At 57.6% G+C, this 24266-nt stretch carries 28 protein-coding genes; 14 read left to right on the forward strand and 14 right to left on the reverse strand.

The window, feature by feature from the left end:
* The first annotated feature begins 28 nt into the window (after positions 1–28).
* Positions 29–508: a carboxymuconolactone decarboxylase family protein gene (locus GXP72_RS02870; protein ID WP_208763479.1), complete on the forward strand. Its 480-nt coding sequence runs from the start codon at positions 29–31 to the stop codon at positions 506–508.
* On the opposite strand, the gene GXP72_RS02875 is transcribed toward GXP72_RS02870, so the two are convergent.
* Positions 495–1397 carry a LysR family transcriptional regulator gene (locus GXP72_RS02875; protein WP_048992906.1) on the reverse strand — a complete coding sequence of 301 codons (903 nt, stop codon included), beginning with the start codon at positions 1395–1397 and terminating at the stop codon, positions 495–497. The genes GXP72_RS02870 and GXP72_RS02875 overlap by 14 nt on opposite strands.
* Before the next feature lie 100 nt (positions 1398–1497).
* Here GXP72_RS02875 and GXP72_RS02880 point away from each other — a divergent pair, with 100 nt between their 5' ends.
* From GXP72_RS02880 to GXP72_RS02910, 7 genes are all read left to right on the forward strand, one after another.
* Positions 1498–2913 carry an aldehyde dehydrogenase family protein gene (locus tag GXP72_RS02880; protein ID WP_208763480.1) on the forward strand — a complete coding sequence of 472 codons (1416 nt, stop codon included), beginning with the start codon at positions 1498–1500 and terminating at the stop codon, positions 2911–2913.
* Between the two features lie 75 nt (positions 2914–2988).
* Positions 2989–3312 carry an antibiotic biosynthesis monooxygenase gene (locus tag GXP72_RS02885; protein ID WP_023618387.1) on the forward strand — a complete coding sequence of 108 codons (324 nt, stop codon included), beginning with the start codon at positions 2989–2991 and terminating at the stop codon, positions 3310–3312.
* Positions 3305–3682, forward strand: a complete 378-nt coding sequence (locus tag GXP72_RS02890; protein WP_208763481.1) for an amino acid-binding protein — start codon at positions 3305–3307, stop codon at positions 3680–3682. The genes GXP72_RS02885 and GXP72_RS02890 overlap by 8 nt, the downstream gene beginning before the upstream one ends.
* Complete coding sequence (locus GXP72_RS02895) at positions 3675–4370, forward strand: winged helix-turn-helix domain-containing protein (protein WP_208763482.1); 696 nt, start codon at positions 3675–3677, stop codon at positions 4368–4370. The genes GXP72_RS02890 and GXP72_RS02895 overlap by 8 nt, the downstream gene beginning before the upstream one ends.
* A gap of 150 nt (positions 4371–4520) precedes the next feature.
* Positions 4521–4991, forward strand: coding sequence for a MarR family transcriptional regulator (locus tag GXP72_RS02900; protein ID WP_024908312.1), 471 nt, complete (start codon positions 4521–4523; stop codon positions 4989–4991).
* Positions 4988–6055, forward strand: coding sequence for an HlyD family secretion protein (locus tag GXP72_RS02905; protein WP_090419205.1), 1068 nt, complete (start codon positions 4988–4990; stop codon positions 6053–6055). Before GXP72_RS02900 ends, GXP72_RS02905 begins: the two co-directional genes overlap by 4 nt.
* Positions 6045–7109, forward strand: coding sequence for a DUF2955 domain-containing protein (locus GXP72_RS02910; RefSeq protein ID WP_048992913.1), 1065 nt, complete (start codon positions 6045–6047; stop codon positions 7107–7109). The genes GXP72_RS02905 and GXP72_RS02910 overlap by 11 nt, the downstream gene beginning before the upstream one ends.
* Here the strand turns inward: GXP72_RS02910 and GXP72_RS02915 are convergent.
* A complete protein-coding gene (locus GXP72_RS02915; RefSeq protein WP_148768522.1) occupies positions 7100–7480 on the reverse strand; it encodes a tautomerase family protein in 381 nt (126 codons plus the stop codon). The genes GXP72_RS02910 and GXP72_RS02915 overlap by 10 nt on opposite strands.
* Positions 7480–7788 (reverse strand): carboxymuconolactone decarboxylase family protein, encoded by a 309-nt coding sequence (locus GXP72_RS02920; RefSeq protein WP_024908308.1) that lies wholly within the window; start codon positions 7786–7788, stop codon positions 7480–7482. The genes GXP72_RS02915 and GXP72_RS02920 overlap by 1 nt, the downstream gene beginning before the upstream one ends.
* Positions 7789–7885: 97 nt before the next feature.
* On the opposite strand from GXP72_RS02920, the gene GXP72_RS02925 reads away from it, so the two are divergent.
* A complete protein-coding gene (locus GXP72_RS02925; protein WP_208763483.1) occupies positions 7886–8749 on the forward strand; it encodes a LysR substrate-binding domain-containing protein in 864 nt (287 codons plus the stop codon).
* Here GXP72_RS02925 and GXP72_RS02930 read toward each other — a convergent pair.
* A complete protein-coding gene (locus GXP72_RS02930) occupies positions 8739–10007 on the reverse strand; it encodes a DUF445 domain-containing protein (RefSeq protein ID WP_090419192.1) in 1269 nt (422 codons plus the stop codon). The two genes, GXP72_RS02925 and GXP72_RS02930, sit on opposite strands and share 11 nt — an antisense overlap.
* 242 nt (positions 10008–10249) lie before the next feature.
* On the opposite strand from GXP72_RS02930, the gene GXP72_RS02935 reads away from it, so the two are divergent.
* The 3 genes from GXP72_RS02935 to tssD are packed head-to-tail and all read left to right on the forward strand — an operon-like array spanning position 10250 to position 11616.
* Positions 10250–10612 (forward strand): tlde1 domain-containing protein, encoded by a 363-nt coding sequence (locus GXP72_RS02935; protein WP_208763484.1) that lies wholly within the window; start codon positions 10250–10252, stop codon positions 10610–10612.
* Entirely contained in the window at positions 10612–11124 is a 513-nt protein-coding gene (locus tag GXP72_RS02940) for a hypothetical protein (RefSeq protein ID WP_024908305.1), read from the forward strand. Before GXP72_RS02935 ends, GXP72_RS02940 begins: the two co-directional genes overlap by 1 nt.
* A complete protein-coding gene (gene tssD, locus GXP72_RS02945) occupies positions 11125–11616 on the forward strand; it encodes a type VI secretion system tube protein TssD (protein WP_024908304.1) in 492 nt (163 codons plus the stop codon). It abuts the gene before it with no gap.
* Between the two features lie 21 nt (positions 11617–11637).
* Here the strand turns inward: tssD and GXP72_RS02950 are convergent, their stop codons facing one another.
* A complete protein-coding gene (locus GXP72_RS02950; protein WP_208763485.1) occupies positions 11638–12264 on the reverse strand; it encodes a LysE family translocator in 627 nt (208 codons plus the stop codon).
* A 47-nt stretch (positions 12265–12311) separates the two neighbouring features.
* The gene (locus tag GXP72_RS02955; RefSeq protein ID WP_208763486.1) at positions 12312–13055 is read right to left on the reverse strand and encodes an AraC family transcriptional regulator; all 744 of its coding nucleotides are present in this window, start codon (positions 13053–13055) and stop codon (positions 12312–12314) included.
* 151 nt (positions 13056–13206) lie between these two features.
* On the opposite strand from GXP72_RS02955, the gene GXP72_RS02960 reads away from it, so the two are divergent.
* On the forward strand, positions 13207–14577 hold the full coding sequence (locus GXP72_RS02960; RefSeq protein WP_208763487.1) for an NAD-dependent succinate-semialdehyde dehydrogenase: 1371 nt from the start codon (positions 13207–13209) through the stop codon (positions 14575–14577).
* A gap of 45 nt (positions 14578–14622) precedes the next feature.
* Here GXP72_RS02960 and GXP72_RS02965 read toward each other — a convergent pair whose 3' ends face one another.
* Together GXP72_RS02965 and GXP72_RS02970 are read right to left on the reverse strand one after the other, a co-directional pair.
* A complete protein-coding gene (locus GXP72_RS02965; protein WP_048992924.1) occupies positions 14623–14943 on the reverse strand; it encodes a hypothetical protein in 321 nt (106 codons plus the stop codon).
* Complete coding sequence (locus tag GXP72_RS02970; protein ID WP_047746519.1) at positions 14943–15488, reverse strand: YfaZ family outer membrane protein; 546 nt, start codon at positions 15486–15488, stop codon at positions 14943–14945. The genes GXP72_RS02965 and GXP72_RS02970 overlap by 1 nt, the downstream gene beginning before the upstream one ends.
* A 411-nt stretch (positions 15489–15899) precedes the next feature.
* Between GXP72_RS02970 and GXP72_RS02975 the strand changes: the two genes are divergently transcribed.
* Positions 15900–17258, forward strand: a complete 1359-nt coding sequence (locus GXP72_RS02975) for an esterase-like activity of phytase family protein (protein ID WP_208763488.1) — start codon at positions 15900–15902, stop codon at positions 17256–17258.
* A gap of 68 nt (positions 17259–17326) precedes the next feature.
* Here GXP72_RS02975 and yjiA read toward each other — a convergent pair whose 3' ends face one another.
* The 6 genes from yjiA to hpaB form a co-directional block, all read right to left on the reverse strand.
* Positions 17327–18280 carry a GTPase gene (yjiA, locus tag GXP72_RS02980; RefSeq protein WP_208763489.1) on the reverse strand — a complete coding sequence of 318 codons (954 nt, stop codon included), beginning with the start codon at positions 18278–18280 and terminating at the stop codon, positions 17327–17329.
* 10 nt (positions 18281–18290) lie between these two features.
* Positions 18291–18494, reverse strand: coding sequence for a YbdD/YjiX family protein (locus tag GXP72_RS02985; RefSeq protein WP_003856610.1), 204 nt, complete (start codon positions 18492–18494; stop codon positions 18291–18293).
* Between the two features lie 65 nt (positions 18495–18559).
* Entirely contained in the window at positions 18560–20713 is a 2154-nt protein-coding gene (locus tag GXP72_RS02990) for a carbon starvation CstA family protein (protein ID WP_024908297.1), read from the reverse strand.
* Positions 20714–20904: 191 nt separating this feature from the next.
* On the reverse strand, positions 20905–21822 hold the full coding sequence (locus tag GXP72_RS02995; protein WP_024908296.1) for a WYL domain-containing protein: 918 nt from the start codon (positions 21820–21822) through the stop codon (positions 20905–20907).
* A 178-nt stretch (positions 21823–22000) separates the two neighbouring features.
* Positions 22001–22513, reverse strand: coding sequence for a 4-hydroxyphenylacetate 3-monooxygenase reductase subunit (locus GXP72_RS03000; protein ID WP_024908295.1), 513 nt, complete (start codon positions 22511–22513; stop codon positions 22001–22003).
* Positions 22514–22530: 17 nt separating this feature from the next.
* Positions 22531–24093 carry a 4-hydroxyphenylacetate 3-monooxygenase, oxygenase component gene (hpaB, locus tag GXP72_RS03005; protein ID WP_008501307.1) on the reverse strand — a complete coding sequence of 521 codons (1563 nt, stop codon included), beginning with the start codon at positions 24091–24093 and terminating at the stop codon, positions 22531–22533.
* Between the last annotated feature and the right edge of the window lie 173 nt (positions 24094–24266).

The raw sequence follows: 24266 nt of genomic DNA on the forward strand, positions 1-24266 counted from the left end.
CACATGCCGCACAAAAAGAGGAAAGACAATGAGCACTCGCGTTAACCACCATAAAGTTACACCTGCCCTCGCCAACGCGCTGTCTGCCCTGAGCATGGAGGTGGCAAAAACCTCCATCGACCCGATGCTGAAGCACCTGATCGACATTCGCGTGTCGCAGCTGAACGGCTGCACCTTCTGTCTGGATATGCACTCAAAAGAGGCTAAAATCGCCGGCGAGCGCGAGCTGCGCCTGTACCATCTGGCGGCCTGGCGCGAGTCCCCGCTGTTCAGCGCCCGCGAGAAAGCCGCGCTGGCCTTCACCGAAGCGCTGACCCAGATTGGCGTTCACGGTGTCAGTGATGCGCTCTACCGCAGCGTGGCGGAGCACTTCTCGGACGTGGAGATTTCAGAGCTAAACTTCGCCATCGTGGCGATCAACGCCTGGAACCGTCTGGGGATCACCTCCCGCATGGAACCCGGCGCGCTGGACGCGGCTTACGGGCTGAATAAGGCTAACCTGGAATAATCCCGCGCTCGCGAACCATCGCCACCAGCGCCCGCAGTCCCGGCGGGACGTGGCGATGGCCGGGGTAGTACAGGCGCAGCCCGGCAAACGGCTGCGCCCAGTCGTTTAGGACGCTCATCAGTTCTCCACGTTCAAGCTCTTCACGGATATACAGTTCCGGTAAAAATCCCACCCCTAACCCCGCTTTCACGGCGCGGATCGAGGCAAAAAGATCGGACGTCGCAAAACGCGGCGGTACGGCAAGGGCGTACGTTTCACCCCGACGCGCCAGCTCCCAGCGGTAGATCCCGCCGTGGGCCATCCGCATGCCGATCCCCTGATGTGAAAGCAGATCGTCCGGCGTCTGCGGAATGCCGTGACGTGCAAAATAGTCCGGCGTGGCGGTGACCAGTTGGCGGATCTCCCCGGTCAGCGGCACGGCGATCATGTCCTGCGGCACAGACTCCTCAAGGCGGATCCCCGCGTCATAGCCTTCCGCGACGATGTCGATCATTCGCGCTTCGCTGACGGTCTCTACGCGCATCTTCGGGTAGCGGATCATAAAGTCGATCAGCAGCTGGTCCAGAAACAGGGTGCCGATATGGTTCGGCACGTTCAGACGCAGCGTGCCGGCGGGTTCTCCGGTGTCGCTGTGGATCTCTTCCCCGGCGAGACGGATCTCCTGCAGGGCCGGGCCGATACGCGCCACGTAGCGCTGCCCGGCGTCGGTGAGCGCCACGCTGCGGGTGGTGCGGTTGAAAAGCCGCGTCTCAAGGCGGCTCTCCAGTCCGGCGATGGCGTTGCTGACCGCCGTGGCGGACATCCCCAGCTCCTGCGCCGCGGCGCGAAAGCTGCCGCGCCGCACCACCGCCATTACCACTTCCAGCTCTGTCAGACCTGAACGATGCATAGATTATCCTGAAAATCGAAACAACCCTTGCAGCATAGCGTGGATTATCGCAACGGAGAAGCCGTGCCAGACTGTGCTCACACAGCCTGAGGAGGTTTATATGCACACCATCGAACAGATCTTTATTAACGGCGAATTTGTTACCCCGCACGGCACCGAGTGGTTTGATTTGTACAACCCGGCGACGGCGCGGGTCATCGGGCAGGTACGCCTGGCGGATGAGGTTGACGCAGCGCGCGCCGTTGCGGCGGCAAAAGCGGCGTTTCCGGCGTGGTCGCAGACCACAAAGCAGGAACGCATCGCGGCGCTAAAACGTATGCACGCCGCCGTGGCCGCTCGCCACGACGATCTGCTGGAAGCGGTCATTGAAGAGTACGGCGCGCCCGCCTCGCGCTCGGCGTGGATGGCCAGCTATCCGGCAGAGGTGATTGCGCAGGCCATCGAGGCGCTTGAGGCGTTTGAGTTTGTCACCCCCGCAGGTGCCGCAACGGTGCAGATGACGCCGCTCGGCGTGGCCGGGCTGATTACGCCGTGGAACAGCGATGCCGGGTTTATCTGCGGCAAACTGGCGGCCGCGCTCGCCGCGGGCTGCACGGCGGTGATCAAGCCGAGCGAAATGAGTGCCCTGCAAACGCAGATTGTCACTGAAGCGCTGCGCGATGCGGCTCTGCCGCCGGGCGTATTTAACATCGTCACCGGGCGCGGCGAGACGGTCGGCGAAACGATTAGCTGCCATCCGGACGTGGCAAAAATCTCGTTCACCGGCTCCACGAATACCGGCAAGGCGATCCTGCGCAACGCGGCGGAAAGCTTTAAGCGCGTAACGCTGGAGTTGGGCGGTAAATCGCCGACGATCCTGCTGGATGATGTGGATCTGGCGCAGGCGATCCCGCTGGTGATTCAGGCCGGGTTTATGAACAGCGGGCAGGCGTGCGTGGCCGGGACGCGCATTCTGGTGCCTTACTCGCTCAAGGCGGAGATCGAAACCGGGCTGGCGCAGGCCGTGGCGGCGGTGAACTCCGGCGACCCGCGCAACAGTGCGACTGACGTCGGCCCGATGGTCAGCGAAAGGCAGTGGCAGCGGGTGCAGGGCTATATCCGTAAAGGCCTCGAAGAGGGGGCACGCCTGCTGGCGGGCGGTGAAGGGCGGCCGGAAGGCACGCAGGACGGCTGGTTTGTGCGTCCGACGCTGTTTGCCGACGTGAACAACCGGATGACCGTTGCCCGCGACGAGATCTTCGGCCCGGTGCTGTGCGTAATCCCTTATCAGGACGAGGCGGAGGCGATCGCCATTGCCAACGACACCGACTACGGCCTGAGCGCGATGGTGCTGGGCGGCGATGTGGACCGCGCACGACGCGTGGCGCAGCAGATTGTTTCCGGTCGCGTGCTGGTGAACACCCTGGCCCATGAACCGAAAGCGCCGTTCGGCGGGTTTAAGCACTCCGGTTTGGGGCGCGAGATGGGCGAGTGGGGGATCCGGGCGTTTATGGAGCCGCGGTCGATTGTGGGATAAAACTTCGTTATTTACCGAAGCATCGTGCTTTTCCATCCTGCATTCTCTCCTCAACATCACAACGGAGAGAAAACCATGATCGCAGTCCTTTTCGAAGCCAAAGCCGCGCCTGCCCATCAGGCGCGCTATCTTCAGCTTGCCGCAGAGCTTAAGCCTTTGCTGGCGGACATTGACGGTTTTATTGATATCGAGCGGTTCCAGAGCCTGACGACCGACGGCAAAATCCTCTCCCTTTCCTGGTGGCGGGATGAAGAGGCCGTCCGCCGCTGGAAGCAGAACGTCTTTCATCAGGCGGCGCAGGCCGAAGGGCGGGAGTCGATTTTTGCGTACTACCGCATTCGGGTGGCGCAGGTCGTGCGGGAATATACCTCTGAAACCGGAGGGCATGCCGATGTATGACGTTCATGTCATTTTTCGCGATATCCCGGGTGAGCTGGCGCGCTTTGGACAGCTGCTGGGCCGCAACGGCGTGGGGCTGGAGGGCGGTGGCGTTTTTGGTACAGATGCCCATTTCCTGATGGAAGACGGGGAAAAAGCGCGACGCGTGCTGCTCGACGCCGGGTTTATCGTGCAGGCGGTGCGAAAGCCGGTGATCAGAAAGCTTAAGCAAGAGCGCCCTGGCGAGCTGGGCGAGATAGCGGCGGCGCTGGCGGCACGCGGTGTGTCTATCCTGGCTCAGTACAGCGACCATGCGAATCACCTTATTCTGCTGACGGATAATGATAAGCTGGCCGCTGAGATCACCGAACCCTGGGCGGCCCATGCTTAAGACGAGTTTACCCCCTGACAACAGCGCGTTGCTGGAAAAGGCGATTGCCGCGGTGGCGGCGGCAATGGCCGATCCGTCGCGCGTGAAGATGCTCTGTGCGCTAATGGACGGACGGGCGTGGACGGCTACCGAACTGAGCGCGGCGGCAGGCGTTGCGCCGTCGACCGCCAGCGGGCATCTCGCCCGGCTGCTTGAAGGGCAACTGATTACCTGCCTGTCGCAAGGGCGGCATCGCTATTATCGCCTTGCCGGGCACGACGTGGCGGCGCTGGTGGAGCAGATGATGGGGCTTTCGTGGAGCCGCATTACCCCACCGGAAACCAGCGCGCCGAAAGCCATGCGCGAAGCGCGGACCTGCTATGACCATCTCGCAGGCGCGGTGGCGGTGCAGATCTATGATTTCATGCAGGCGGAAGGCTGGCTGGAGGCTGACGGTTCAGCGTTGACACTCTATGGCCGGGAGCAGTTCCTGACGCTCGGCATTTCGTTAAGCGCGCATCCGCGCCGGAAGGCCTGCTGCGCCTGCCTGGACTGGAGCGAGCGGCGGTTTCACCTGGGCGGAGAAGCCGGCGCGTTGCTGCTCGACCATCTGGAAAATAAAGGCTGGATCCAGCGGGTGGCGGGGTATCGGGAGGTGGTGGTGACGGCGTCGGGGAAGGCCGCCTTCAGGAAGCATTTTAGCCGCTAAACGCCGCTGCGGGCTGATGCCCTCACCCCGACCCTCTCCCACAGGGAGAGGGAGAACACCCTTTTCGCAATTCCTGCGCTTTCGCCTCTCGTTTCTTGATACTTACCCTGATAACTATTATCTTGACCGCGTGTGACGAGAGGTTTCCCCATGAGTGAAGAAGAACTGTTCTGCCGCAGGCCGATGGGCATGCGGATGGCGATGATCGTGCGCCAGTGGCGTGCCGTCATCGACGAGGCCATTCTCGATACCGGGTTAACCCAGTCGAGCTGGACGGTGATGATGCAGCTTCATCAGCTCGGGGATAACGTCTCAATGAGTGAGCTGGCGGAGGTGCAGGGCATTGAACTGCCGCCGCTGATGCGCACCCTGACACAGCTGGAAAAGCAGGGATACCTGCTGCGCGCCGTATCGCCTTATGACAAGCGCATCCGGCTTCTGACGCTGACGCCTGAGGGAAAAGCCCTGTTACAAAGGCTCACTCAGGTGATTGAGACGTATCAGGCGCGCGTATCGCAAAACATCGCGCCGGAACATCTCGACATTTTCAGCGCCACGTTGAATCAAATCGCCTGCAATTTGCGGACAATCCGCGAAGAAGATAACAAGACCGAAAAATAATGACCCCTGAACAAAAGTTTGCCCGCTGGGTAAGGGTGAGTATTGCCTCTTTCCTGCTGATGTTTGTCTACTTTATCGTCGCGGATATCTGGATCCCGCTGACGCCGGACTCCACCGTGATGCGCGTGGTGACGCCGGTGTCTCCGCGCGTCTCCGGTTACGTGGCGGCGGTACATGTCCACAACAACAGCCAGGTGAAGAGAGGCGATCTGCTGTTTGAGCTCGATGACACGCCGTTTCGCAATAAGGTGGAAGCGGCGCAAATCGCGCTCGAGCAGGCACGCCTGTCCAACGAACAGCTGGATGCGCAGATCGCCGCCGCGCAGGCCAGCCTGAAAACCGCCGTGCTGACCGCGCGTAACGACAAAGTAACCTTTGATCGCTACCAGAAGCTGAGCACCCTGCAGAACGTCTCGCAGGCGGATCTGGATAAAGTCCGCACGACCTGGCAGAGCAGCGAACAGTCCGTCAGCTCAATTCAGGCCAACATCCATAACCTGCGCATCCAGCGCGGCGAGCGGGACGAGCACCGCAACGTGACGCTGCAAAAATACCGCAACGCGCTGGATGAAGCGGAACTCAATCTCGGCTGGACGAAGGTTTACGCCCAGGCGGACGGCACGGTCAGTAACCTGCAGTTAAGCCCGGGCTTTTACGCCTCCTCGGGCTCAGCCGCGCTGGCGCTGGTGAACAACCAGACCGACATCGTGGCCGATTTCCGCGAGAAGAGCCTGCGCCATACTCGTCAGGGCACCGATGCGGCCGTGGTGTTTGACGCCTTTCCGGGACACGTTTTCCGCGCCCACGTCACCAGCAGCGACGCGGGGATCCTGGCAGGTCAGGAGGCCGTTAACGGCCAGCTTTCCGAGCCGGAAACCTCTAACCGCTGGGTGCGCGACGCTCAGCGCATGCGCATTCACGTGACGCTGGACGAGGCGTTGCCGAAGCATCTGCCGACCGGCGCCCGCGCGACCGTGCAGCTTTACAACAGCGAAGGGCCGTTTGCGCGCTTCTTCTCCGGGATGCAGATCCACCTGGTGAGCCTGCTTCACTATGTCTATTAGCACCCTGGCGCGGGTCTTTACCCCGCACGGCAACATCGTCTATACGGCAAACGACTTTCGCCAGACCCTGCGCATCGTCTTTGCCGGGATGATTGCGCTCAGCATCTCCAGCTTCTACAACACCAGCTATGGCGTATTTTTCGTGGTCTACCCGATCATGCTGCTGTCGCTGGTGCCGGTGTTTAACCGCCACGTGGCGAAGCAGTTTATCTTCAGCGCCGCGCTAAACTGCGTCGAAATGGTCTTCATCATCGGCTATCTGGCGCAATGGCCGGTCATCATGACGCTGGTGGTCTTCGCCCTGTACGTGATGCGCTTTCGCTTTATGAGTAAAGGGCCGCTGTTTTTGTTCGGGTCCATGGGCGTGGTGTGCCAGAGCGTGATGCTCAACTTTATGAGCTACCCCACCACCAACTGGCACACGCTGCTGTTTTCCAACATCGAAGCCAGCGTGATGGCGGTGTGCCTGAGCGCGCTGATGAACTACCTCCTGCCGGACGTGGAGCCCCGCAAGCCGCCGCCGCTGATTGAGAAAGACGACGCCCGCGTGCGCCACGAGTCGCTGCTCTCCGGTACCGTCGCGACGCTGATATTCGTCGTTTTTCAGATCAGCGACTTAAGCGATTCGCTTTCGGCGCTGATGGCGGGGATTTTAATCCTGTTCCCGATGCACTATCGCGGTTCGGTGATGAGCTCCATCTGGCGCGTGGTCGGCGTGGTGCTGGGCTGCCTCTATATTCTGGTGGTGCAGCTGATCCTCTACGATCACAGCAGCCATATGCTATTGATGATGCCGCTGATCGGCCTCGGGCTGGCGTTTGGGGCGCGACTCCACGTGATGGAGAAGGTGGGCGCAGGCGTAGGGTTCTCCAGCATCACCACCATCGGGATAATGTTCGGGCAGAACATGCACCCGGACACTGACCTGGTGTTCAGCGATCTGTACCGCATCACCTCCGTCACTTTTTCGCTGGTGGCGACGCTGACGATGGTCTTTCTGGTGCACCTGATCCTGAACCGCTTCGAGGCGACGCGCTACGTCATTCAGGGCTGATAGCGTATGCCGCCGCTGAAGCTCCAGTCTTCAGCGGCAGTAAACTGGATAACGACCATCACGTCCCCACCATTGATGCCCATCTTCTCATTCAGCTGCGCAGCCAACTGGCGGTAGAGCGCCGCTTTTTGTTCTTCGCTCCTCGGCTTACCGGCCACGATATTGAACAGTATCGCCCCCTCCGTTCTGCCCGGGCTGAGATAGTGCCGATCAACGTATCGATCCCCGGCAGCGAAGCATTCAAAAAAATGAAACCGGTCCTGCGCGGGAACGGCGAAGGTTTCCGTCAGCGCCTGGTGCAGAATGTCCGAAATCTGTTTTTTCTGCATCTCGCTATAGCGGCCACCCGTCATGATGCGAACAAACGGCATTATTGTTTCTCCTCTGCCAGGCAGGTCAGGGCGCTGACGGCTGCCGGCCAGCCTGCGTAAAACGCCAGATGAGTAAACGCTTCGGCAATCTCGTCGTCCGTCACGCCGTTTTGTCGGGCAAAGTCGATATGCCAGGGAAGCTGCGCGGTACGCCCCAGGGCGGCCAGGGCGGCAAGCGTGATCAGGCTGCGATCCCGCGGGGCCAGCTGCGGACGCTGCCAGATATCGCCAAACAGCACCTGCTGGCTGAGTTCCGCCAGCTTAGGGGAGACCTGCGCAAGCGTGTCGCGATTCAGTGTTGTGCTCATTTTTATTCCTCCTGTTGTCTGGAAATCACTCTCGCAGGCTGCCACCATAAATAAAATCACAATGTTCAGGACCAAATGTCCTGAAAATGAGGATGATATGGATAAACGCTTTTCAGCATTAGACCTGGACGCGCTGCGCAGCTTTGTGGAGGGTATTCAATCCACCAGCTTTGCCGAGGCGGCGTACAGGCTGTGTCGGTCCACCTCTGCGGTCAGCGCCCAGCTAAAAAAGCTGGAGCAGCAGTGCGGCGTGGCGCTCACCGTGAAGCAGGGGCGTACGCTGGCTCTGACCCGGGAGGGTGAAATTCTGCTGAGCTACGCCCGACGCATGCTGGCATTAAATGATGAAGCGCTCCGGGCTATCAGGGGGGAGTTGCTGCAGGGCGAGGTGCGTCTGGGTATGCAGGAGGACTTTGGGGAGTCCGTGATGCCGCAGGTTATCGGCGATTTTCACAGACAACACCCTGAGCTCCGCATGATCGCGCGCGTCGATCGCAACCCGCCGCTGCTGCGGGGCGTGGCGGCAAACGAACTCGATCTGGCGCTGGTCTGGCAGGAAGGACGAGAAGGCGACTATGTGCGAAGCGAGCCGCTAAAGTGGATTTGCCGGTCCAGCGAGGACATTGAGGTACTTCTGCACCGAGGTGAGCCGCTGCCGCTGGTAATGTTTGACGCCCCCTGCCTCTTGCGAAGCCGGGCTATCGCATCGCTGGATGCCGCAGGTATTCCCTGGCGTATCGCTTTTACCAGCTATAGCCTGAGCGGACTGTGGGCGGGCGTCAGCGCGGGGCTGGGTATCACGCTCCGCACGCGTATTGGCCTGCCCGAGACGTTACAGGTCGACAGCCGCCAGCTGCCAGATACAGGAGAGTTGGGAATAGCGCTGCATCAGGGAAGCGCCTCCGCCAATGCCGCTATTTCCAGCATGAAGGCGCTGATCCTCAGGACGCTCAATGGATAAGCGTCGGGATTTGCGAGAGTAAAAACAGAATCAGGCCAATCGTCCCGCCCACCAGGGTGCCGTTGACGCGGATAAACTGCAGATCCTTGCCAATGTTCAGCTCAATCTGGCGGGACATGTCTTTGGCATCCCAGCTTTTCACCGTGTCGCTGATATGGCGTGTCAGGAACGCGGCAAAATCCGGCGCGAGGCGGTGCGCGGCCTGCTCCAGATGCTCGTTCAGCGAGGCCTGCAGGTTCGCATCGTTCGTCAGCGTTTCACCAAACCACAGCCCGGCGTTGGCGATGCGCTGCTTCACGCGCGAGTCCTCACTCTGCATATCCGCCTTCAGCCACTGGCGCAGATCGGCCCACATCTCGCCCAGATAGCGGTTAAACGCCTCATCGTTTTTCAGGTAGTGCTTGATGTTGTCGGCTTTTGCCGCCATCTCAGGATCGTTTTTCAGGTTGTCGATAAGCTTCAGCGTGGCGCGGTCAAACGCCTGGCGGATCTGGTGCGTGCGGTCGTGGCTGATATCGTCCAGCAGCGTGTTCACCGCGTTTGACACCATCTCCGCGCTTTGATCGCCCAGCCACTCGGTGGGCAGCACCATCGCCTTGCGCGGATGCTCGGTCTTGAGCCAGTGGACGATCTGGTCGGCGATAAAGTCCCGCGTGCTTTCCCGCTGAATCAGGGTAATCAGGCGATTGATGATGGCGTCCAGCAGCACCTGATGGCGGTTGTTTTTGGTCATGCTCTCCAGCATCACGGCGCTGGTTTCAGTGAAGTCGACCTTGTCGATGGCCTTATGCACCGCGCGTTTGAGCAGGCGCTGAATGCGCCCGTCGTCGGTGAGTTCGAGAAAACCGCTCATCACCTGCATCAGATGCAGCCCGACGCGCTGGGCGTTGTCGGGCTTGCTGAACCAGGCACCAATCATCTGCGCGGGCTCATAGCGGCGGATCAACGCCACCAGCGACTGGGTATCGAGAAACTTCTCCTGCACAAACTGGCCGAGATTGTCGCCGATCCGGTCTTTATTGCGCGGGATGATCGCCGTATGGCGGGAGATAAAGGGAATCGGTACCCGGCGGAACAGCGCGACGACCGCAAACCAGTCAGCCAGCGCGCCGACCATTGCCGCCTCGGCAATGGCCTTGACGCCGCGCACCCAGAAGGTCTGCGGCAGGAACAGGGTGGTGATAAAGGCCGCGGCGGCAACCAGCAGCAGCGACAGCGCCAGCAGCTTGGCGCGTTTGAGTTCAGCTATTTTTTCCATGGGTTAAGGATAGAGGCAAGTGAACCAAAAGTGCAAAACTGGTGTAAGGGGGAGACGCATTCTCAGTGTGAACAAATGTCGTCTATATAAAAAATAGATACATCTAAATTATCTATTATTAATTTTTCTATATTTTTTGTGCTTATTTATTTTCGGACGTAATGTTTTGTGACCGTCGTAGTCATTTTAACGCTCCTGTTAGCCATAAGATAAAGGACTATTTATGAAATGAGATGGTATCGATGACATGGGAGTATAAAGTTTCGACGGGGGTATTGAGCCATAATGGTGTGTTTGTCGCTAACTGCTACAGCGGTGTGGGTGAATCGAAAGATAAGCCAGAGTGTGAAAGTCAACGAAACAGAGGCCCCATTCCCAGAGGTATTTATTTTATTGCCGGGTGGAATAATCATAAAAGTGCTGAGGCCATTATTCTTGAGCCTATAGCGGGGACCAATACCTTTGGTAGGGATCATTTTCAAATTCATGGTGATAAAAAAGGTCAGCCACCAGGCTCTGCATCAGCAGGTTGTATCATTATGAATGGTCAGGACAAGCGTCATATGATTTATGATTCGGGAGATACAATACTGGTGGTGCGATAATGAAGTATATTATGGTGCTATTCTTCTTGTGCTTACCGATGGGTTTATTTGCCAAAAACCACACTCCTGAACAGATCCTGCAAATGATAAACGGCAAAGGCGCCATGTCTGTTGTAGCGGAGCTGGATTCAAATGATACGGGTGAGTCGGAATGGTGGAATCATGTCATACCAGAGATAAGTAAAGGAACTCAGGCATGGTTAGCCGTGGCGAGTGCCCTTGAACCCGGAGTGGACGCCAGTAAGGCTGAAGATTTAAAGGCGGCGCTTTCTGAAGCCATCCCACATAACCCTGAAGGTGTCTTAGCAATCTTAAAAGACGATAAACCGTTACTCACTGTTGAACAAATTTGCGCGTTTGCTAATTTCCCCGAAACGGAGGCAGAAAGTAATAAGCTTTTTGTGGATTCAATCAGGGAGATGTTCAAAATAAAAAGCCCGCAGGGTAAAAGATGTCTCGCCGTTATGATCTCAACTGTTGAACACTCTGTTCCATTCGATAAGGATATGTAAATGGCCATTCCGGGATATATGTCATTAACTGACGATGCGGGTAATAACATAAAAGGCAGCGTGAAAGTTAAAGACCGTGAAAACCAGATTGAGGTTTTAGGGCTCTATCATAACGTAAGCTATAATTATGACCTGCATAATGGCAGAGCATTGAGCAAACGCCAGCATCGTCCCTTTCTTATTGAGAAAGAAATAGATGCCTCCAGTGTTTTTCTCTATAAAGCACTCAGCACGGGCGGTACGTTCAGGAAAGCGACTATCGACCTGTACAGAATCAATGATGCCGGTCAGGAAGAAATCTATTTCACGATAACGCTGGAAGCGGTGAAGGTCGTCACGGTGTTTTCATTAATGCATGACGTGAAAGAGACTTACCATGAAAAACAGGGTCATCTTGAGCTTGTTTTGCTTCGTTATAAAAAGATTACCTGGCATTACCGTGACGGTAACGTTATTCACTCGGATGACTGGGATTATCGGTTAGGGGCATAGAAAACGGCTGATAAGATTCTTTCATATCACCCGCCACAGCACCCACCCGCCAAACCCCATCAGCACCACCCCCGCCGTGCGCTCTATCAGCCACAGCGCACGGCTGAGCTTCTGTTGCACCGCCGATAGCCCCATCAGCGACACCAGCGCCAGATCCCACGCCAGCACCACCATCACCATCCAGACGCCGCACGTTGCCTGCTGAAGCAGCGTCACGTCCGGCCCCAGCAATGCCGTCATCAGGGCAAGATAGAACAACGCGTTCTTCGGATTAAGCAGCGCCGAGCCGAGCCCCAGCAGGATCTGCTTTCGCAGCGAAGGGCAGCGCTGACGGGTTTCATTCAGCCTCAGCGCCTGCGGTTGGCTGCGTACCAGATGCGAGCCGATCCACAGCAGGTACAGCGCGCCGCAAAGCTCTATCAGCGTAAACAGCCAGGCAAACTGGCGCAGCGCGTTCCAGCCGATAATCACCAGTAAGATATACAGCCCGTTGCCCGCGGCGATGCCGACGCACAATCCGGCGCTGCCGCGCAGTCGGTAGCGCGCCGCGTAGCCCACCAGCAGGAAGAAGTCCGGACCCGGGCTTAACAGGGCGACAAAATGCGCCAGCGCCAGGGCGAGAAAAGCGGAAGGGAAGAACAGTTCCATAGCAACCTCGGTTAACAATCTGAGGTCAGACTACGGTGATGCCAACGTTATTTATTGTCGGATATTGATCGGCCCGTGGCGTATTGGCGCGGCGTGGCGGCGGTATAGCTGACGAAGGTCTTATGAAAATGGCTCTGGTCGGCAAAGCCGCTCTGGTAGCCCACGTCAGCGATGTCGTCCCCGGCACGTAGCCGCGCTTTGGCGAACTCCACGCGGGAGATGTTGAGGAAGCTGCCCGGCGTCAGGCCGGTGTCCTGCCGGAAGGTGCGGATCAGCGTCTCTTTGCGCAGCGAGAATCGTTGGGCAAGTTCGTCAAGCGAAGGCGGTGCGGCCAGGTCGGCAAGAAACGCCTGCCGCACGTGCTGACTGGTTGAGCGAAGTGCATCTGCGTTTTCCAGGCGGCGGGGCAGGGCTGAAAGCAGCGTGTCCACGGAGGCAGGCGACATCGTCTCAACAATCTCAAGGTAGCGCTTAAAGAGCGTACGGTCGCGAATCACCTGGAGCGCCAGAGGAAGATCGGTGTCGATATAGAGCATATGGTAGCTGCGCGGTTGCCCGGCGACGGGGTTGCAGCTGTGCGGCGCAGAGGCCGGGATCACAATGAGGTCCCCGGGGTTAAGGATGTATTCTCTGTCATGACACACGCAGCAGGTCTGGCCTTCCACAATCGCGCCGATGGAGAGCTGCGGGTGACAATGACGTTTATACGCCTGCGTGCTCTGCCACGTGCTGCGCAGCTCAAGGCCTGAGGCGCGGTGAAAAGTCTGCCGGATATGTCGGGTATCGGTCATATGAACTCCTTCTGGACGTTTTTTATACCACGTCAGCGAACCGTCTGGCAGCGCTTCATTAAGAACCTTCCGGATATACCCAACTTTACGTCCACAGCCAGTCATGTTGACTACCCTTAATACCCTAAGCGGTAAAACAAGGAGATTCGACATGGCTTATCAGACAGTAAATCCTGCCACTAACCAGCTCATCAAAGAATACCCCTCACATACCGACGCGGATATCGAAGCGGCCCTGAAGGCGGCCGATGCGCTTTACCATTCGGACTGGGCTAAAGGCGACATCAGCCAGCGCCTGCCGGTGCTGCATAAGCTTGCCGACCTGATCGACGAGCGCACCGAGGATCTGGCGAAAATCGCCAGCCAGGAGATGGGCAAGCTTATCGAACAGAGCCGCGGCGAGGTGAAGCTGTGCGCGCAGATCGCCCGCTATTACGGCGACAATGCGAAGCAGTTCCTGGCCTCGGTGAAGTACGACTCTGAGCTTGGGGAAGCGTGGGTGGAGCATCACCCCATCGGCGTGCTGATGGCCGTTGAGCCGTGGAACTTCCCGTATTACCAGCTGATGCGCGTCCTGGCACCAAACCTGGCGGCGGGCAACCCGGTGATCGCCAAGCATGCCAGCATCGTGCCGCACTGCGCCGAGACCTTTGCCCATCTGGTTCGCGAGGCGGGCGCGCCGGAAGGGGCATGGACTAACCTGTTTATTTCGTCCGAGCAGGTGGCGAACATCATTGCCGACGATCGCGTGCTGGGGGCGGCGCTGACCGGCTCCGAAAAAGCCGGCAGCGTGGTGGCCGCACAGGCGGCGAAGCACATTAAGAAATCCACGCTGGAGCTGGGCGGTAACGACGTCTTCGTGGTGCTGGACGATGCGGACCTGGACAAAGCCGTGAAGATTGGTGTGAATGCACGCCTCAACAACGCCGGGCAGGTCTGCACCGCGGCGAAGCGCTTTATCCTGCATGAAAAGATTGCGGATGCCTTCCTGAGCAAATTCACCGAGGCGTTTAAGCAGGTGAAGATTGGCGATCCGCTGGACGAAAGCACCACGCTGGGGCCGCTGTCGTCGAAAGATGCGCTTGAAACACTGACCAAACAGGTTAACGAGGCGGTGAAAAACGGCGCGACGCTGCACTATGGCGGCAAGCCGGTGCAGCGCGACGGGAGCTTCTTCGAGCCGACGATCCTGACGAACATCTCGCGCGACAACCCGGCGTACTTCGAAGAGTTCTTCGGCCCGGTGGCGCAGATATACGTGGTGAAAAACGACGACGAGGCGGTCGCGCTGGCGAACGACTCCCACTACGGCCTGGGCGGGGCGGTATTCAGCCAGGATATCGAGCGCGCGAAGAAAATGGCGTCCCGGATCGAGACCGGGATGGTGTACATCAACTGGCTTACCGATACCGCGCCAGAGCTGCCGTTCGGCGGCGTGAAGCGCTCCGGTTACGGACGCGAGCTGTCGGATCTGGGGATCAAAGAGTTTGTGAACCAGAAGCTGGTGGTGGTGCGTAAGTAAGAGGTCATAAAAAAACCTGCCAGCCGGCAGGTTTTTTTAAGGGGATTATTGCACTTCGATCTTGTCCCAGCCGCTTTTAAACATGCAGCTGTCAACCAGCGTATCCCGGCGATATTCATTCGCGTCTTCAACCGTGTAGCTCGTGGAAATATCCTTTTTCTTTTTCGATTTGTCCGTTTTTTCCGAGCTCGAACCGGTCACCACGTTATCCGGGGGAAGGTCGATCAGTGCCTGCGCTTCGCATTCCGTGAGCTTTTTATTCATTTCCACGTCGCTGACGCCCGGTTTCACCCATTTGTACTGGACGCAGCCGGTGAGCATCAGCGTGAGGCTCAGAACGCAAAGCGCGGTCATGCGGTGTTTCATCAGAAGGTGACTCCACCGCCAACATATGCGCCGTCAATCAGCGTATGGTTCGGACGACCGTCTTTGCCATCAACGCTCACGTGGCGGTAGCCCACTTTCAGGGTCACCGGCGCGATCGGCGTCCAGCTTACGCCGCCGTTGGCTTCCACGTAGTTTTTCACGCTGTTGTTCAGCCCTTCTGGCGCCACGTAGCCTTCACCGTACACGTGGATGCTGTCGGTCAGGGCTACGTTTACGCCGCCACCGATTGGGAACGCCACGCCGTTATCGCCTTTTTTCGGGCCGATGTAGATAGCTTTCGCACCTGCGTTCAGCATCACCGGGCCCACTTCCAGGTTGTAGCCTGCGCCCACGCCGCCGGTCTGGGTACCGTCATCGGTGTTTTTAAGCCAGTTGCTTTCGGCATACAGACCGGATGAGGATTTCCCCATTTCCAGGTTGAGGTTGGTAAAGTTTTTACCCTGCTCAATGCTGCCGCCCATTGCCAGAGCGGAACCCGAGAGGGCGGTCAGAGCAGAAAGAAGAAGGATATTCAGTTTTTTCATGTTTTATGCCTCGTCATTAAATTCATCTGGGGGCACCTTAACAAGCGATGTTTATGACTGCAAATGTGATAAAAATCGCTGTTTTATGCTGATATTGTTAAGTTTTTTATAGAAGTTGTTGCAATGCTGTTTGATCGCCGGGGTGTCAACGGGTGATGTTTTGGTGTTTAGGAACCGTTTAATTTTTTGACTAAACATAAACTGAACGAAGAAGGGATAGTGATTAGAGGTGAATTAATTGAGTTTCTAATAATTTCCAAAAGTATTTCAGTTGTCACACAATACAACACAACCTTACATTTCCGGGCAATGAATATACGTTCACTCGCCCATGCCGGTTGCCTTTCCATGTCATTTTTCTGACACGTTTATTCTTTACGTTGTTGGCTTCACTAACTGGATGCTAACAATATGAAAAGAAAAATTATTCCTGTGCTTATCGGTTGTGCGCTCTCTTTCTCTGGCCTGGCGGCACAGCCTACCGCTGAGCGCTATGTCGTCAGCTTCCCTGACGGCTCGCATGTGAAATACAGCGGCGCGTTTGCCGATGCGTTCCCGAACGGGCTCCCGGTAGGGATTGGCTCTGGCCTGCTGTTTACGGGCAAGCAGGGCGACGCCCTGACGTTTGCGACCGTAACCGATCGCGGCCCCAACGCCGATGCGCCCAAAATGGGTAAAAACGAAGCCAAAATATTTGTCACGCCAGATTTCGCGCCGCTGCTGATGACCATCCGCGTCCAGAATGGCAAAGCGGAGGCGGTTGATGCCCGCCCGCTGCATGACGATAAAGGCGAGATTAACGGTCTGCCGCTGCAAAGCGGCGTGATTGGTTCCACCAATGAAGTGGCGTTCAGCGATACCTTAAAGACGCTCAAGGGTGACAACCGCGGACTGGATACGGAAGGCATCACGCCGGACGGCAAAGGCGGCTACTGGCTGTGCGACGAGTACGGCCCGTTCCTGATTAACGTCGACAGCAAAGGCAAGATCCTCGCGATCCACGGGCCGCAGGCCGCGGAAGGGGAAAAATCCATCGCGGGCGGTCTGCCAAACATCATCAAATGGCGCCAGCCCAACCGGGGCTTTGAAGGCCTGACCCGGATGCCGGACGGACGGATTATCGCCGCGGTGCAAAGCACGCTGGACATCGACGGTAAGAGCAAAAAGCAGGCGCTGTTCACCCGTCTGGTGAGCTTTGACCCGGCGACCGGCAAAACCGCGATGTACGGTTACCCTATCGACAGCGCGGCCTACGACAAAAACAGCGACGCCAAAATCGGCGACATCGTGGCGCTCGATAATCAGCACATCCTGCTGATTGAGCAGGGAAGCGATAAAAACGACGGAATGCGTAACCTGATTTACAAGGTGGATCTCAGTAAGGCGAGCGATCTTTCCGCCTTTGACAAGCCGGGCGAGTACCCGGAGTTTGATGATGAGAAAACCCTGGCGCAGCGCGGCATTACGCTTGCAGCAAAAACGCAGGTGGTCGACCTCCGCGCGCTGGGCTGGCAGCAGGAGAAGGCTGAAGGACTGGCGCTGATTGACAGCAAAACGCTTGCGGTGGCGAACGATAACGATTTTGGCGTGAAGGTCGCGATGCAAAACCCGGTCGAGGGCAAGAAGCTCAAGGATTACCGGGTAAACGCGGAAGGCAAGCTGACGCTGGATGATAAACCGGTGGAAACCACGCTCAGCGTGAAGCCGCTGAAGAAGCCGGAGTCCGACAGCGAGCTGTGGATTGTGACGCTGCCGGAGGCGGTGAAATAAGTTTACCGCTCACCCCTCTCCCCACAGGGGAGAGGGGATTGTTCGGAGCGCATAGTTAAGCGGGGAGGCTATTTCTTCAGACCCGCAAACGCCGCCCGAATCTCCTCTTCCGGCAGTTGGATGCCTATAAACACCATCACGCTGTGCGGCGGTTCATCGCCCCACGGTCGGTCCCAGTCGGCGCTGTACAGGCGCTGCACGCCCTGGAACAGCAGGCGGTTGGGCTCGCCGTCAATCCACAGCATCCCCTTGTAGCGCAGCAGCTTGTCGGCAAACGACAGCAGCAGGTTCTCCATCACGCGCGAAACCTCGCTGATGTCCACCGGGTAGTCCAGTTCCACCACAATCGACGCCACGTCGTTTTGCTTGTCTCCCATAAAGTGGAAGCGCGGTTTTGCGGTGACGTTCTCCTCCAGCATAAAGCCGTTGGTGTTGAACAGCTGAGACAGGTCGATATCACCGTGCGTCACCGTGTAAATTGGCGCGCGGGAGTTGATGCGCGTCAGGCGCTCGCGAAGCTTAACGCTTTCGCCCGTCACGTCGGTTTTGGTCAGCAGGATGCGGTCGGCGTAGCCCACCTGAGACTGGGCGATGGTGAACTGATTCATCTGCTCATCGGCGTGGACCGCATCGACCAGGGCAATGACGCCGTCCAGCAGATAGCGCTGGCAAAGGATCTCATGAGAGAAAAAGGTCTGAATAATCGGGCCGGGGTCGGCCATGCCGGTGCACTCGATCACCAGGCGGTCAAAGTCGATTTCACCGCGATCGCGGCTGTCGAGCAGGTCCAGCAGGGCGTCTTCCAGCTCGTTAGAGCGGGTGCAGCAGATACAGCCGTTGGTCAGGGTTTTGATCTGCGTGGCGCGATCGCCAATCAGCTGGTCGTCTACGGAGACTTCGCCAAATTCGTTTTCGATGACGGCGATTTTAAAACCGTGCTGTTCATTCAGGATGTGGCGCAGCAGGGTGGTTTTACCGGCGCCGAGGAAACCGGTCAGCAGGGTAACGGCAATCGGGGTCATGGTCTCTCCTTTAGCAGCAGCGGACGCCGCCTTCTCCACTTCCGCCGTAGCGCGCTTCCTGACGCTCGCGGAAGAATTCGGTGTAGGTCATGTACGGCTTATCCGGATGGTTGGTCTTCATATGCTCAACGTAGTTGTCATAGTCCGGAATGCCAATCAGCATTTTCGCCGCCTGACCGAGGTATTTTTTTGCTTCGCCTAAGTTACCAAACATAACCTGTCCTGATAAGAAAAAGCCCGGTGGCGCGCAGCGATCCGGGCCTACAGTTACATGCTGGATTAATGGTGTGAAGAGGTCTTCACGCCGCCTTCCGGCACCGGCACGTACGGGGTTTCTTTATCCGTACGGCCTTCAGCGTTACGCACTTTCAACCAGGTTTTGATGCCGTAGAAGATAATGCTGTACACCACCACCAGGAACAGAATGCTCAGACCCGCGTTGGTGTAGTTGTTCACCACGATATGGTTCATGTTGGCAATCTGTTGCGCGGTCAGATCCGCGCCGCCTGCGGCAATCTTCTCTTTGTACTGGTTAGCCATGAAGAAGAAGCCTTCCAGCTGCGGGTTGGCGCTGAACAGCTTCAGGCCAAGCGCCCAGGTGGTGCAGAGCAGCAGCCACAGCGCAGGAACCACGGTGACCCAGATGTATTTAGTGCGCTTCATCTTCACCAGTACCACGGTACCGAGCACCAGCGCCACGGCAGCCAGCATCTGGTTAGAGATACCGAACAGCGGCCACAGGCTCTTCACGCCGCCCAGTGGGTCGACAACGCCCTGATACAGCAGGTAGCCCCACAGGCCGACGCAGCCCGCCGTACCCAGGATGCCCGCTACCAGAGAGTCGGTTTTCTTCAGGAACGGCACGAAGTTACCGAGCAAATCCTGCAGCATGAAGCGGCCTGCACGGGTACCGGCGTCCAGCGCGGTCAGGATGAACAGCGCTTCGAACAGAATACCGAAGTGGTACCAGAAGCCCATGTCCGCCCACGGCAGCACTTTGTGGAACACGTGTGCGATACCGACAGCCAGTGTAGGAGCGCCACCTGCGCGGTTCAGCACGGACGGTTCGCCGATGTCCTTCGCGGTCTGCATGATCTGCTCAGGCGAAATCACGAAGCCCCAGGAGCTGACGGTCGCCGCCGCGTGTGCGCTGGCGTCTTTCAGCTGCGCCATAATCAGCGCCGCGTTGTCACCGCCCATCTCGTGCAGGTTTGGCATGGTGATGCCGAGACCCGCCGGCGGGGTGTTCATCGCGAAGTACAGACCCGGTTCGATGATGGACGCGGCAACCAGCGCCATGATCGCCACGAAGGACTCCATCAGCATCGCGCCGTAGCCGATCAGACGCGCGTCTTTCTCGTTCGCCAGCAGCTTAGGCGTAGTACCGGAGGAGATCAGGGCGTGGAAGCCGGAGACCGCACCGCAGGCAATGGTGATGAACAGGAACGGGAACAGGGCGCCTTTCCACAGCGGGCCGGTACCGTCGATGTACTGCGTTACCGCCGGCATTTTCAGATCCGGGTTGATCAGCAGGATGCCGATCGCCAGACCGACGATAACGCCGATTTTAAGGAAGGTGGCCAGGTAGTCACGCGGGGCCAGAATCAGCCAGACCGGCAGCAGCGCGGAGATAAACGCATAGCCAATCAGCGCGAAGGTAATGGTGGTGTCCTTGAAGGTCAGCGCCGGACCCCAGTACGGGTCGTGCGCAATCACGCCGCCGAAGTAGATGGAGGCCACCAGCAGCACGATACCAATCACCGACACTTCACCCACGCGTCCCGGTCTCAGGAAGCGCATGTAGATACCCATGAACAGCGCAATCGGCACGGTTGAGCAGACGGTGAAGACACCCCACGGGCTTTCGGCCAGCGCTTTCACCACGATCAGGGCCAGCACCGCGAGGATGATGATCATAATCAGGAAGCAGCCGAACAGGGCGATAGTCCCCGGCACGCGGCCCATCTCTTCTTTGACCATCTCACCCAGAGAGGCGCCGTTACGGCGAGAAGAGATAAACAGCACCATAAAGTCCTGCACCGCACCCGCCAGCACTACGCCAGCGAGCAGCCACAGGGTACCCGGCAGGTAGCCCATCTGCGCGGCCAGCACCGGGCCCACCAGCGGGCCTGCACCGGCGATAGCGGCAAAGTGGTGACCAAACAGCACGTAGCGGTTGGTTGGCACGTAGTTCAGGCCGTCATTGTTAATGACCGCCGGAGTGGCGCGCGTCGGGTCGAGCTTCATGACCTTCTGCGCGATGTACAAGCTGTAGTAGCGATAAGCAACAAGATAGACGGAAACGGACGCGACCACGATCCACAGGGCGCTTACGTGTTCGCCCCGGCGTAATGCGACAACCGCCAGACAAAAAGCGCCGAGGATCCCGAGTAAGGCCCAGGGCACGTGCTTCAGTAGTTTTTTAGTATCCATAGTAAGACCTGGTTTTTTATGTAAAGAAAAAAGGGTCAGGGTTCGTTGTGAGGAGGTATTGATTAATGCTGGAGCGATCGTGCCAGATCCTCGCGCGTGTAAAGGACGGTAAATGAATGAGTGGTTGAAAGTGACAGGTGAGCGGTCAAAGGCGGCGACGAGCGGTTCCGGCTCGCCGCCAGGGGGCGAAATTATGTGATTGAGATCACTTGATTATTCGGGTTGCGCTCCACCGCCAGATAGTGCTCCAGCGTTCCGAGCAGTTTTTCCTTCAGCCAGTTCGGCTCCAGAATCTGAATATGAGGCAGCCAGTAGAACAGCAGCGGCAGGATCTGGTTCTCGTGGGCCGCCTGGCAGCGCAGCGTGACGCCGCCCTGTTGCTCCGCCAGCAGCTCTTGTTCTGGCAGAAGATCGCGTCGCAGGAAGTAATGTGAAATATTATCTTTGATGAATATTTTCACCGCGAAAGTATTTTCAGAGACCCAGGGGTCGAGGCTTTTTTCCAGTAGCGCAAGGACATTTTCTTCCGGGGTGAAGGTCGTTTTCTGAATATCAAACCAGCTAATCTGACTCAATGAGAAGGATTTCAGGCGGCTATTTTCGGTGGCTTGTAAATACCATATATTTTTTTTGTTAATGAGTTTATAGGGATTAATCAGACGGGTTTTCCCCTTATAAACAATCTGACAAACATTATGGTTTTTAATCGATCTCTCGATTTTCGTTAAATGACGTCGAATATCACGTTGTACCGTATGTTCGGCTTCATTCGCAAGAATAAGAATATGGTTTTCGTCAACGCGCGTTTCAAGATTCTGCCAGAATTCCGTATTTCTTTCAGGGAAAAAGCTATCAGCATTCAGGAAGTTAGCAAGAGTGTGATGTAAGCCTTGTCCACCGGGCGATTGTGCCGAATGGATCAGTCGATATAGCCCGTTACCGGTATGTTCAACAATGGGAGAGAGGGCATTTAAATCCCGGTAGACGGTGCGCTCGGTAATTTTGAATTTCTCCATTAACGCACTGCGGTTTACCACACCGTTTAAATGTAGCTCAACCAGAATATCGACCAGACGTTCAGCCGAGCGGCTCCGCGTCGTTTTAGCCATAAGGTCATCCTGTATATTTAGGTATGCGCTGAATGATGCGGGTGCACTGACACAAAATGTCAGTTTTCAGGCATAGAAAATTTCTCTTATGGTTATATAACGGCGTGATTTAGCGGAAACCTTAGGAGTTTTTGTAGAAAGCGGCGCTGGCCGGAAAAAAAGGCCAGCGCGAGGGGGATTATAAGGCGGCTTCCGCCTCCAGCATAACCGGGTGGAAACGGCGCCTGAAGTAGATCAGGCCGTGTCCTGCGTCACTCAGGATGATGTTTTTAATTTCAACAAGGTAGACAAGATGCGTGCCGATGGTTTGCACCTGGCTAATCTCGCCTTCAAGGCTGGCCAGCGCGCCCTTGAGTACCGGCTGCGCCAGCGGGCCTTTTTGCCAGCAGGAGAGGGCAAAGCGCTCCTCCATCGTTATTCCGGTCATCCCGGCGAAATGGCGAGCCATGATCTCCTGCTCGTGGTTCAGCACGTTAACGCACAGCCTGCCGTTACCCTGAAATACCGGATTCATGGCGCTGTTGGCGTTGATACACACCATCACTGACGGCGGGGTGTCGGTCACCGAGCAGACGGCGGTAGCGGTGATGCCGCAGCGTCCGGCCTCACCCTCGGTGGTGATCACATTGACCGCCGCCGACAGGCTACTCATTGCGTCGCGAAAACGCAGGCGTTGTTCATCTGAATGCATTGCAACCTCCCGCTGCGCTATTTCAGCAGCTTGTCGAGCATGTTGATATCGCTGTTGTTGTGCAGGTGCGGTACGGTCCAGCCGTGCTGGTCGTATTCGGACATACAGCGGTCGACCATCGCCATCATCTTGTCCATGTTGCCGGAGCTCTGCGCCTGGCGCAGACACTGCAGGCGGATCTCATCCTGGCTGCCGGAGTAGTTAATTTCGTACAGCTCGTGACGACCGCCAAACTCGCTGCCGATGGCATCCCACATCAGTTTCAAAATCTTGATGCGTTCGACGTGATCCATGCCGTTGGAGCCGCGCACGTATTTCGCCAGATACTGGTCGATCTGCGGGTTGTTCAGATCCCGGGCGCTGGACGGCAGGTAGATCAGCCCGGAGGTGACGTTACGCTCGATGATGTTCTTGATCTTGGCGTAGGCCATCGGGGCCATCACGCGGTAGGTCTGCAGGGCGGCGTGATCCGGCAGATACGCACCGTTGACCCACGGTGTGGCTTCGGAACACATGGAGTCGCTCAGCGCCCAGAACATGTTGCGCCAGGCCACCACTTCGCCGAGATCCGCCTGCACGCCGCGGAACTCCAGGGTGCCGGTGCACTCCAGGGATTTCTTCAGCAGGGCGGTGATGAAGTCGAGCTTCACCGCCAGACGCACGCAGGCCTGCAGCGGGTACATGCGGGCGAAACCGCCTTCCATCGTCCAGCGACGGCAGCGGTCGAAATCGCGGTAGATCAGCACGTTTTCCCACGGGATCAGCACGTGATCCATCACCAGGATGGCGTCGTTCTCGTCGAAGCGGCTGGAGAGCGGATAGTCGTACGGGGATCCGGTTGCGCCTGCCACCATCTCGTAGGAGGCGCGGGAGATCAGCTTCACGCCCTCGGCATCCATCGGCGCGACGAACATCAGCGCGAAGTCCGGGTTTTCGCCCATCACCTGCGCGGAACCGAAGCCGATCATGTTGTAGTGGGTCAGCGCCGAGTTGGTCGCCACCACTTTCGCACCGCTGACGATAATCCCGGCGTCGGTCTCCTTCTCCAGCTTGATGTAGACGTCTTTTACCTCGTCCGCTGGCTTGTGGCGGTCGATCGGCGGGTTAACGATGGCGTGGTTAAAGTACAGGCCGGTTTCCTGAATGCGGGTGTACCAGTTCCGGGCGTTCTGCTCGAACTGGCCGTAGAAGGCCGGGTTGGCGCCCAGCGCGCAGCCGAACGCGGCTTTGTAGTCCGGCGTGCGGCCCATCCAGCCGTAGCTCAGGCGCGACCACTCGGCGATGGCATCGCGCTGCTGGCGCAGGTCGTCGGCGCTTTTCGCCACGCGGAAGAACTTGTGGGTATAGCCGCCGCTTCCGGTGTCGGTGCCCCAGCAGAGCGTGTCCTGCATGTCCGGCTTGTGCAGCGCGTCGTACATCTGCGCGATGGAGGCCGCCGCATTGCGAAACGCCGGATGGGTGGTGACGTCTTTGACGCGCTCGCCGTAGATATAAATCTCACGACCGTCCTGCAGGCTTTTTAAATACTCTTCGCCGGTTAACGGGCGTTTGGCATCAGCGCGGAACTCTTCAGGCTTCATAGGGGACCTCGTATCGGAATAGGGTTGTTAAATTTATGTTTTGTTTTTGTTGTTTAATTGAAGCCTGAGAGGGACGTAACGTGAAGGGACGATTGGGACAACGGCGGGTACTTTTCGGGCGGGATTGGATTTTGTGATCTGTGCGGCTTTTCGGCGGGTGGCGCTGCGCTTAC

Origin of the sequence: Enterobacter sp. SES19, assembly GCF_011765665.1 — a bacterium.
Classification (GTDB): Bacteria; Pseudomonadota; Gammaproteobacteria; order Enterobacterales; family Enterobacteriaceae; genus Enterobacter; species Enterobacter pseudoroggenkampii.

Bases quoted from the DNA above. Each gene is read 5' to 3' on its own strand.
- GXP72_RS02910 (WP_048992913.1), top strand. From the start codon at position 6,045: ATGTCTATTAGCACCCTGGCGCGGGTCTTTACCCCGCACGGCAACATC.
- yjiA (WP_208763489.1), bottom strand. From the start codon at position 18,280: ATGACCCCGATTGCCGTTACCCTGCTGACCGGTTTCCTCGGCGCCGGT.
- GXP72_RS02955 (WP_208763486.1), bottom strand. From the start codon at position 13,055: ATGACCGATACCCGACATATCCGGCAGACTTTTCACCGCGCCTCAGGC.
- GXP72_RS02870 (WP_208763479.1), top strand. From the start codon at position 29: ATGAGCACTCGCGTTAACCACCATAAAGTTACACCTGCCCTCGCCAAC.
- GXP72_RS02900 (WP_024908312.1), top strand. From the start codon at position 4,521: ATGAGTGAAGAAGAACTGTTCTGCCGCAGGCCGATGGGCATGCGGATG.
- GXP72_RS02895 (WP_208763482.1), top strand. From the start codon at position 3,675: ATGCTTAAGACGAGTTTACCCCCTGACAACAGCGCGTTGCTGGAAAAG.
- GXP72_RS03000 (WP_024908295.1), bottom strand. From the start codon at position 22,513: ATGCATTCAGATGAACAACGCCTGCGTTTTCGCGACGCAATGAGTAGC.
- GXP72_RS02915 (WP_148768522.1), bottom strand. From the start codon at position 7,480: ATGCCGTTTGTTCGCATCATGACGGGTGGCCGCTATAGCGAGATGCAG.
- GXP72_RS02960 (WP_208763487.1), top strand. From the start codon at position 13,207: ATGGCTTATCAGACAGTAAATCCTGCCACTAACCAGCTCATCAAAGAA.
- GXP72_RS02890 (WP_208763481.1), top strand. From the start codon at position 3,305: ATGTATGACGTTCATGTCATTTTTCGCGATATCCCGGGTGAGCTGGCG.
- GXP72_RS02965 (WP_048992924.1), bottom strand. From the start codon at position 14,943: ATGAAACACCGCATGACCGCGCTTTGCGTTCTGAGCCTCACGCTGATG.
- GXP72_RS02985 (WP_003856610.1), bottom strand. From the start codon at position 18,494: ATGTTTGGTAACTTAGGCGAAGCAAAAAAATACCTCGGTCAGGCGGCG.
- GXP72_RS02925 (WP_208763483.1), top strand. From the start codon at position 7,886: ATGGATAAACGCTTTTCAGCATTAGACCTGGACGCGCTGCGCAGCTTT.
- GXP72_RS02875 (WP_048992906.1), bottom strand. From the start codon at position 1,397: ATGCATCGTTCAGGTCTGACAGAGCTGGAAGTGGTAATGGCGGTGGTG.
- hpaB (WP_008501307.1), bottom strand. From the start codon at position 24,093: ATGAAGCCTGAAGAGTTCCGCGCTGATGCCAAACGCCCGTTAACCGGC.
- GXP72_RS02940 (WP_024908305.1), top strand. From the start codon at position 10,612: ATGAAGTATATTATGGTGCTATTCTTCTTGTGCTTACCGATGGGTTTA.
- GXP72_RS02950 (WP_208763485.1), bottom strand. From the start codon at position 12,264: ATGGAACTGTTCTTCCCTTCCGCTTTTCTCGCCCTGGCGCTGGCGCAT.
- GXP72_RS02930 (WP_090419192.1), bottom strand. From the start codon at position 10,007: ATGGAAAAAATAGCTGAACTCAAACGCGCCAAGCTGCTGGCGCTGTCG.
- GXP72_RS02990 (WP_024908297.1), bottom strand. From the start codon at position 20,713: ATGGATACTAAAAAACTACTGAAGCACGTGCCCTGGGCCTTACTCGGG.
- GXP72_RS02995 (WP_024908296.1), bottom strand. From the start codon at position 21,822: ATGGCTAAAACGACGCGGAGCCGCTCGGCTGAACGTCTGGTCGATATT.
- GXP72_RS02880 (WP_208763480.1), top strand. From the start codon at position 1,498: ATGCACACCATCGAACAGATCTTTATTAACGGCGAATTTGTTACCCCG.
- tssD (WP_024908304.1), top strand. From the start codon at position 11,125: ATGGCCATTCCGGGATATATGTCATTAACTGACGATGCGGGTAATAAC.
- GXP72_RS02975 (WP_208763488.1), top strand. From the start codon at position 15,900: ATGAAAAGAAAAATTATTCCTGTGCTTATCGGTTGTGCGCTCTCTTTC.
- GXP72_RS02885 (WP_023618387.1), top strand. From the start codon at position 2,989: ATGATCGCAGTCCTTTTCGAAGCCAAAGCCGCGCCTGCCCATCAGGCG.
- GXP72_RS02970 (WP_047746519.1), bottom strand. From the start codon at position 15,488: ATGAAAAAACTGAATATCCTTCTTCTTTCTGCTCTGACCGCCCTCTCG.
- GXP72_RS02935 (WP_208763484.1), top strand. From the start codon at position 10,250: ATGACATGGGAGTATAAAGTTTCGACGGGGGTATTGAGCCATAATGGT.
- GXP72_RS02920 (WP_024908308.1), bottom strand. From the start codon at position 7,788: ATGAGCACAACACTGAATCGCGACACGCTTGCGCAGGTCTCCCCTAAG.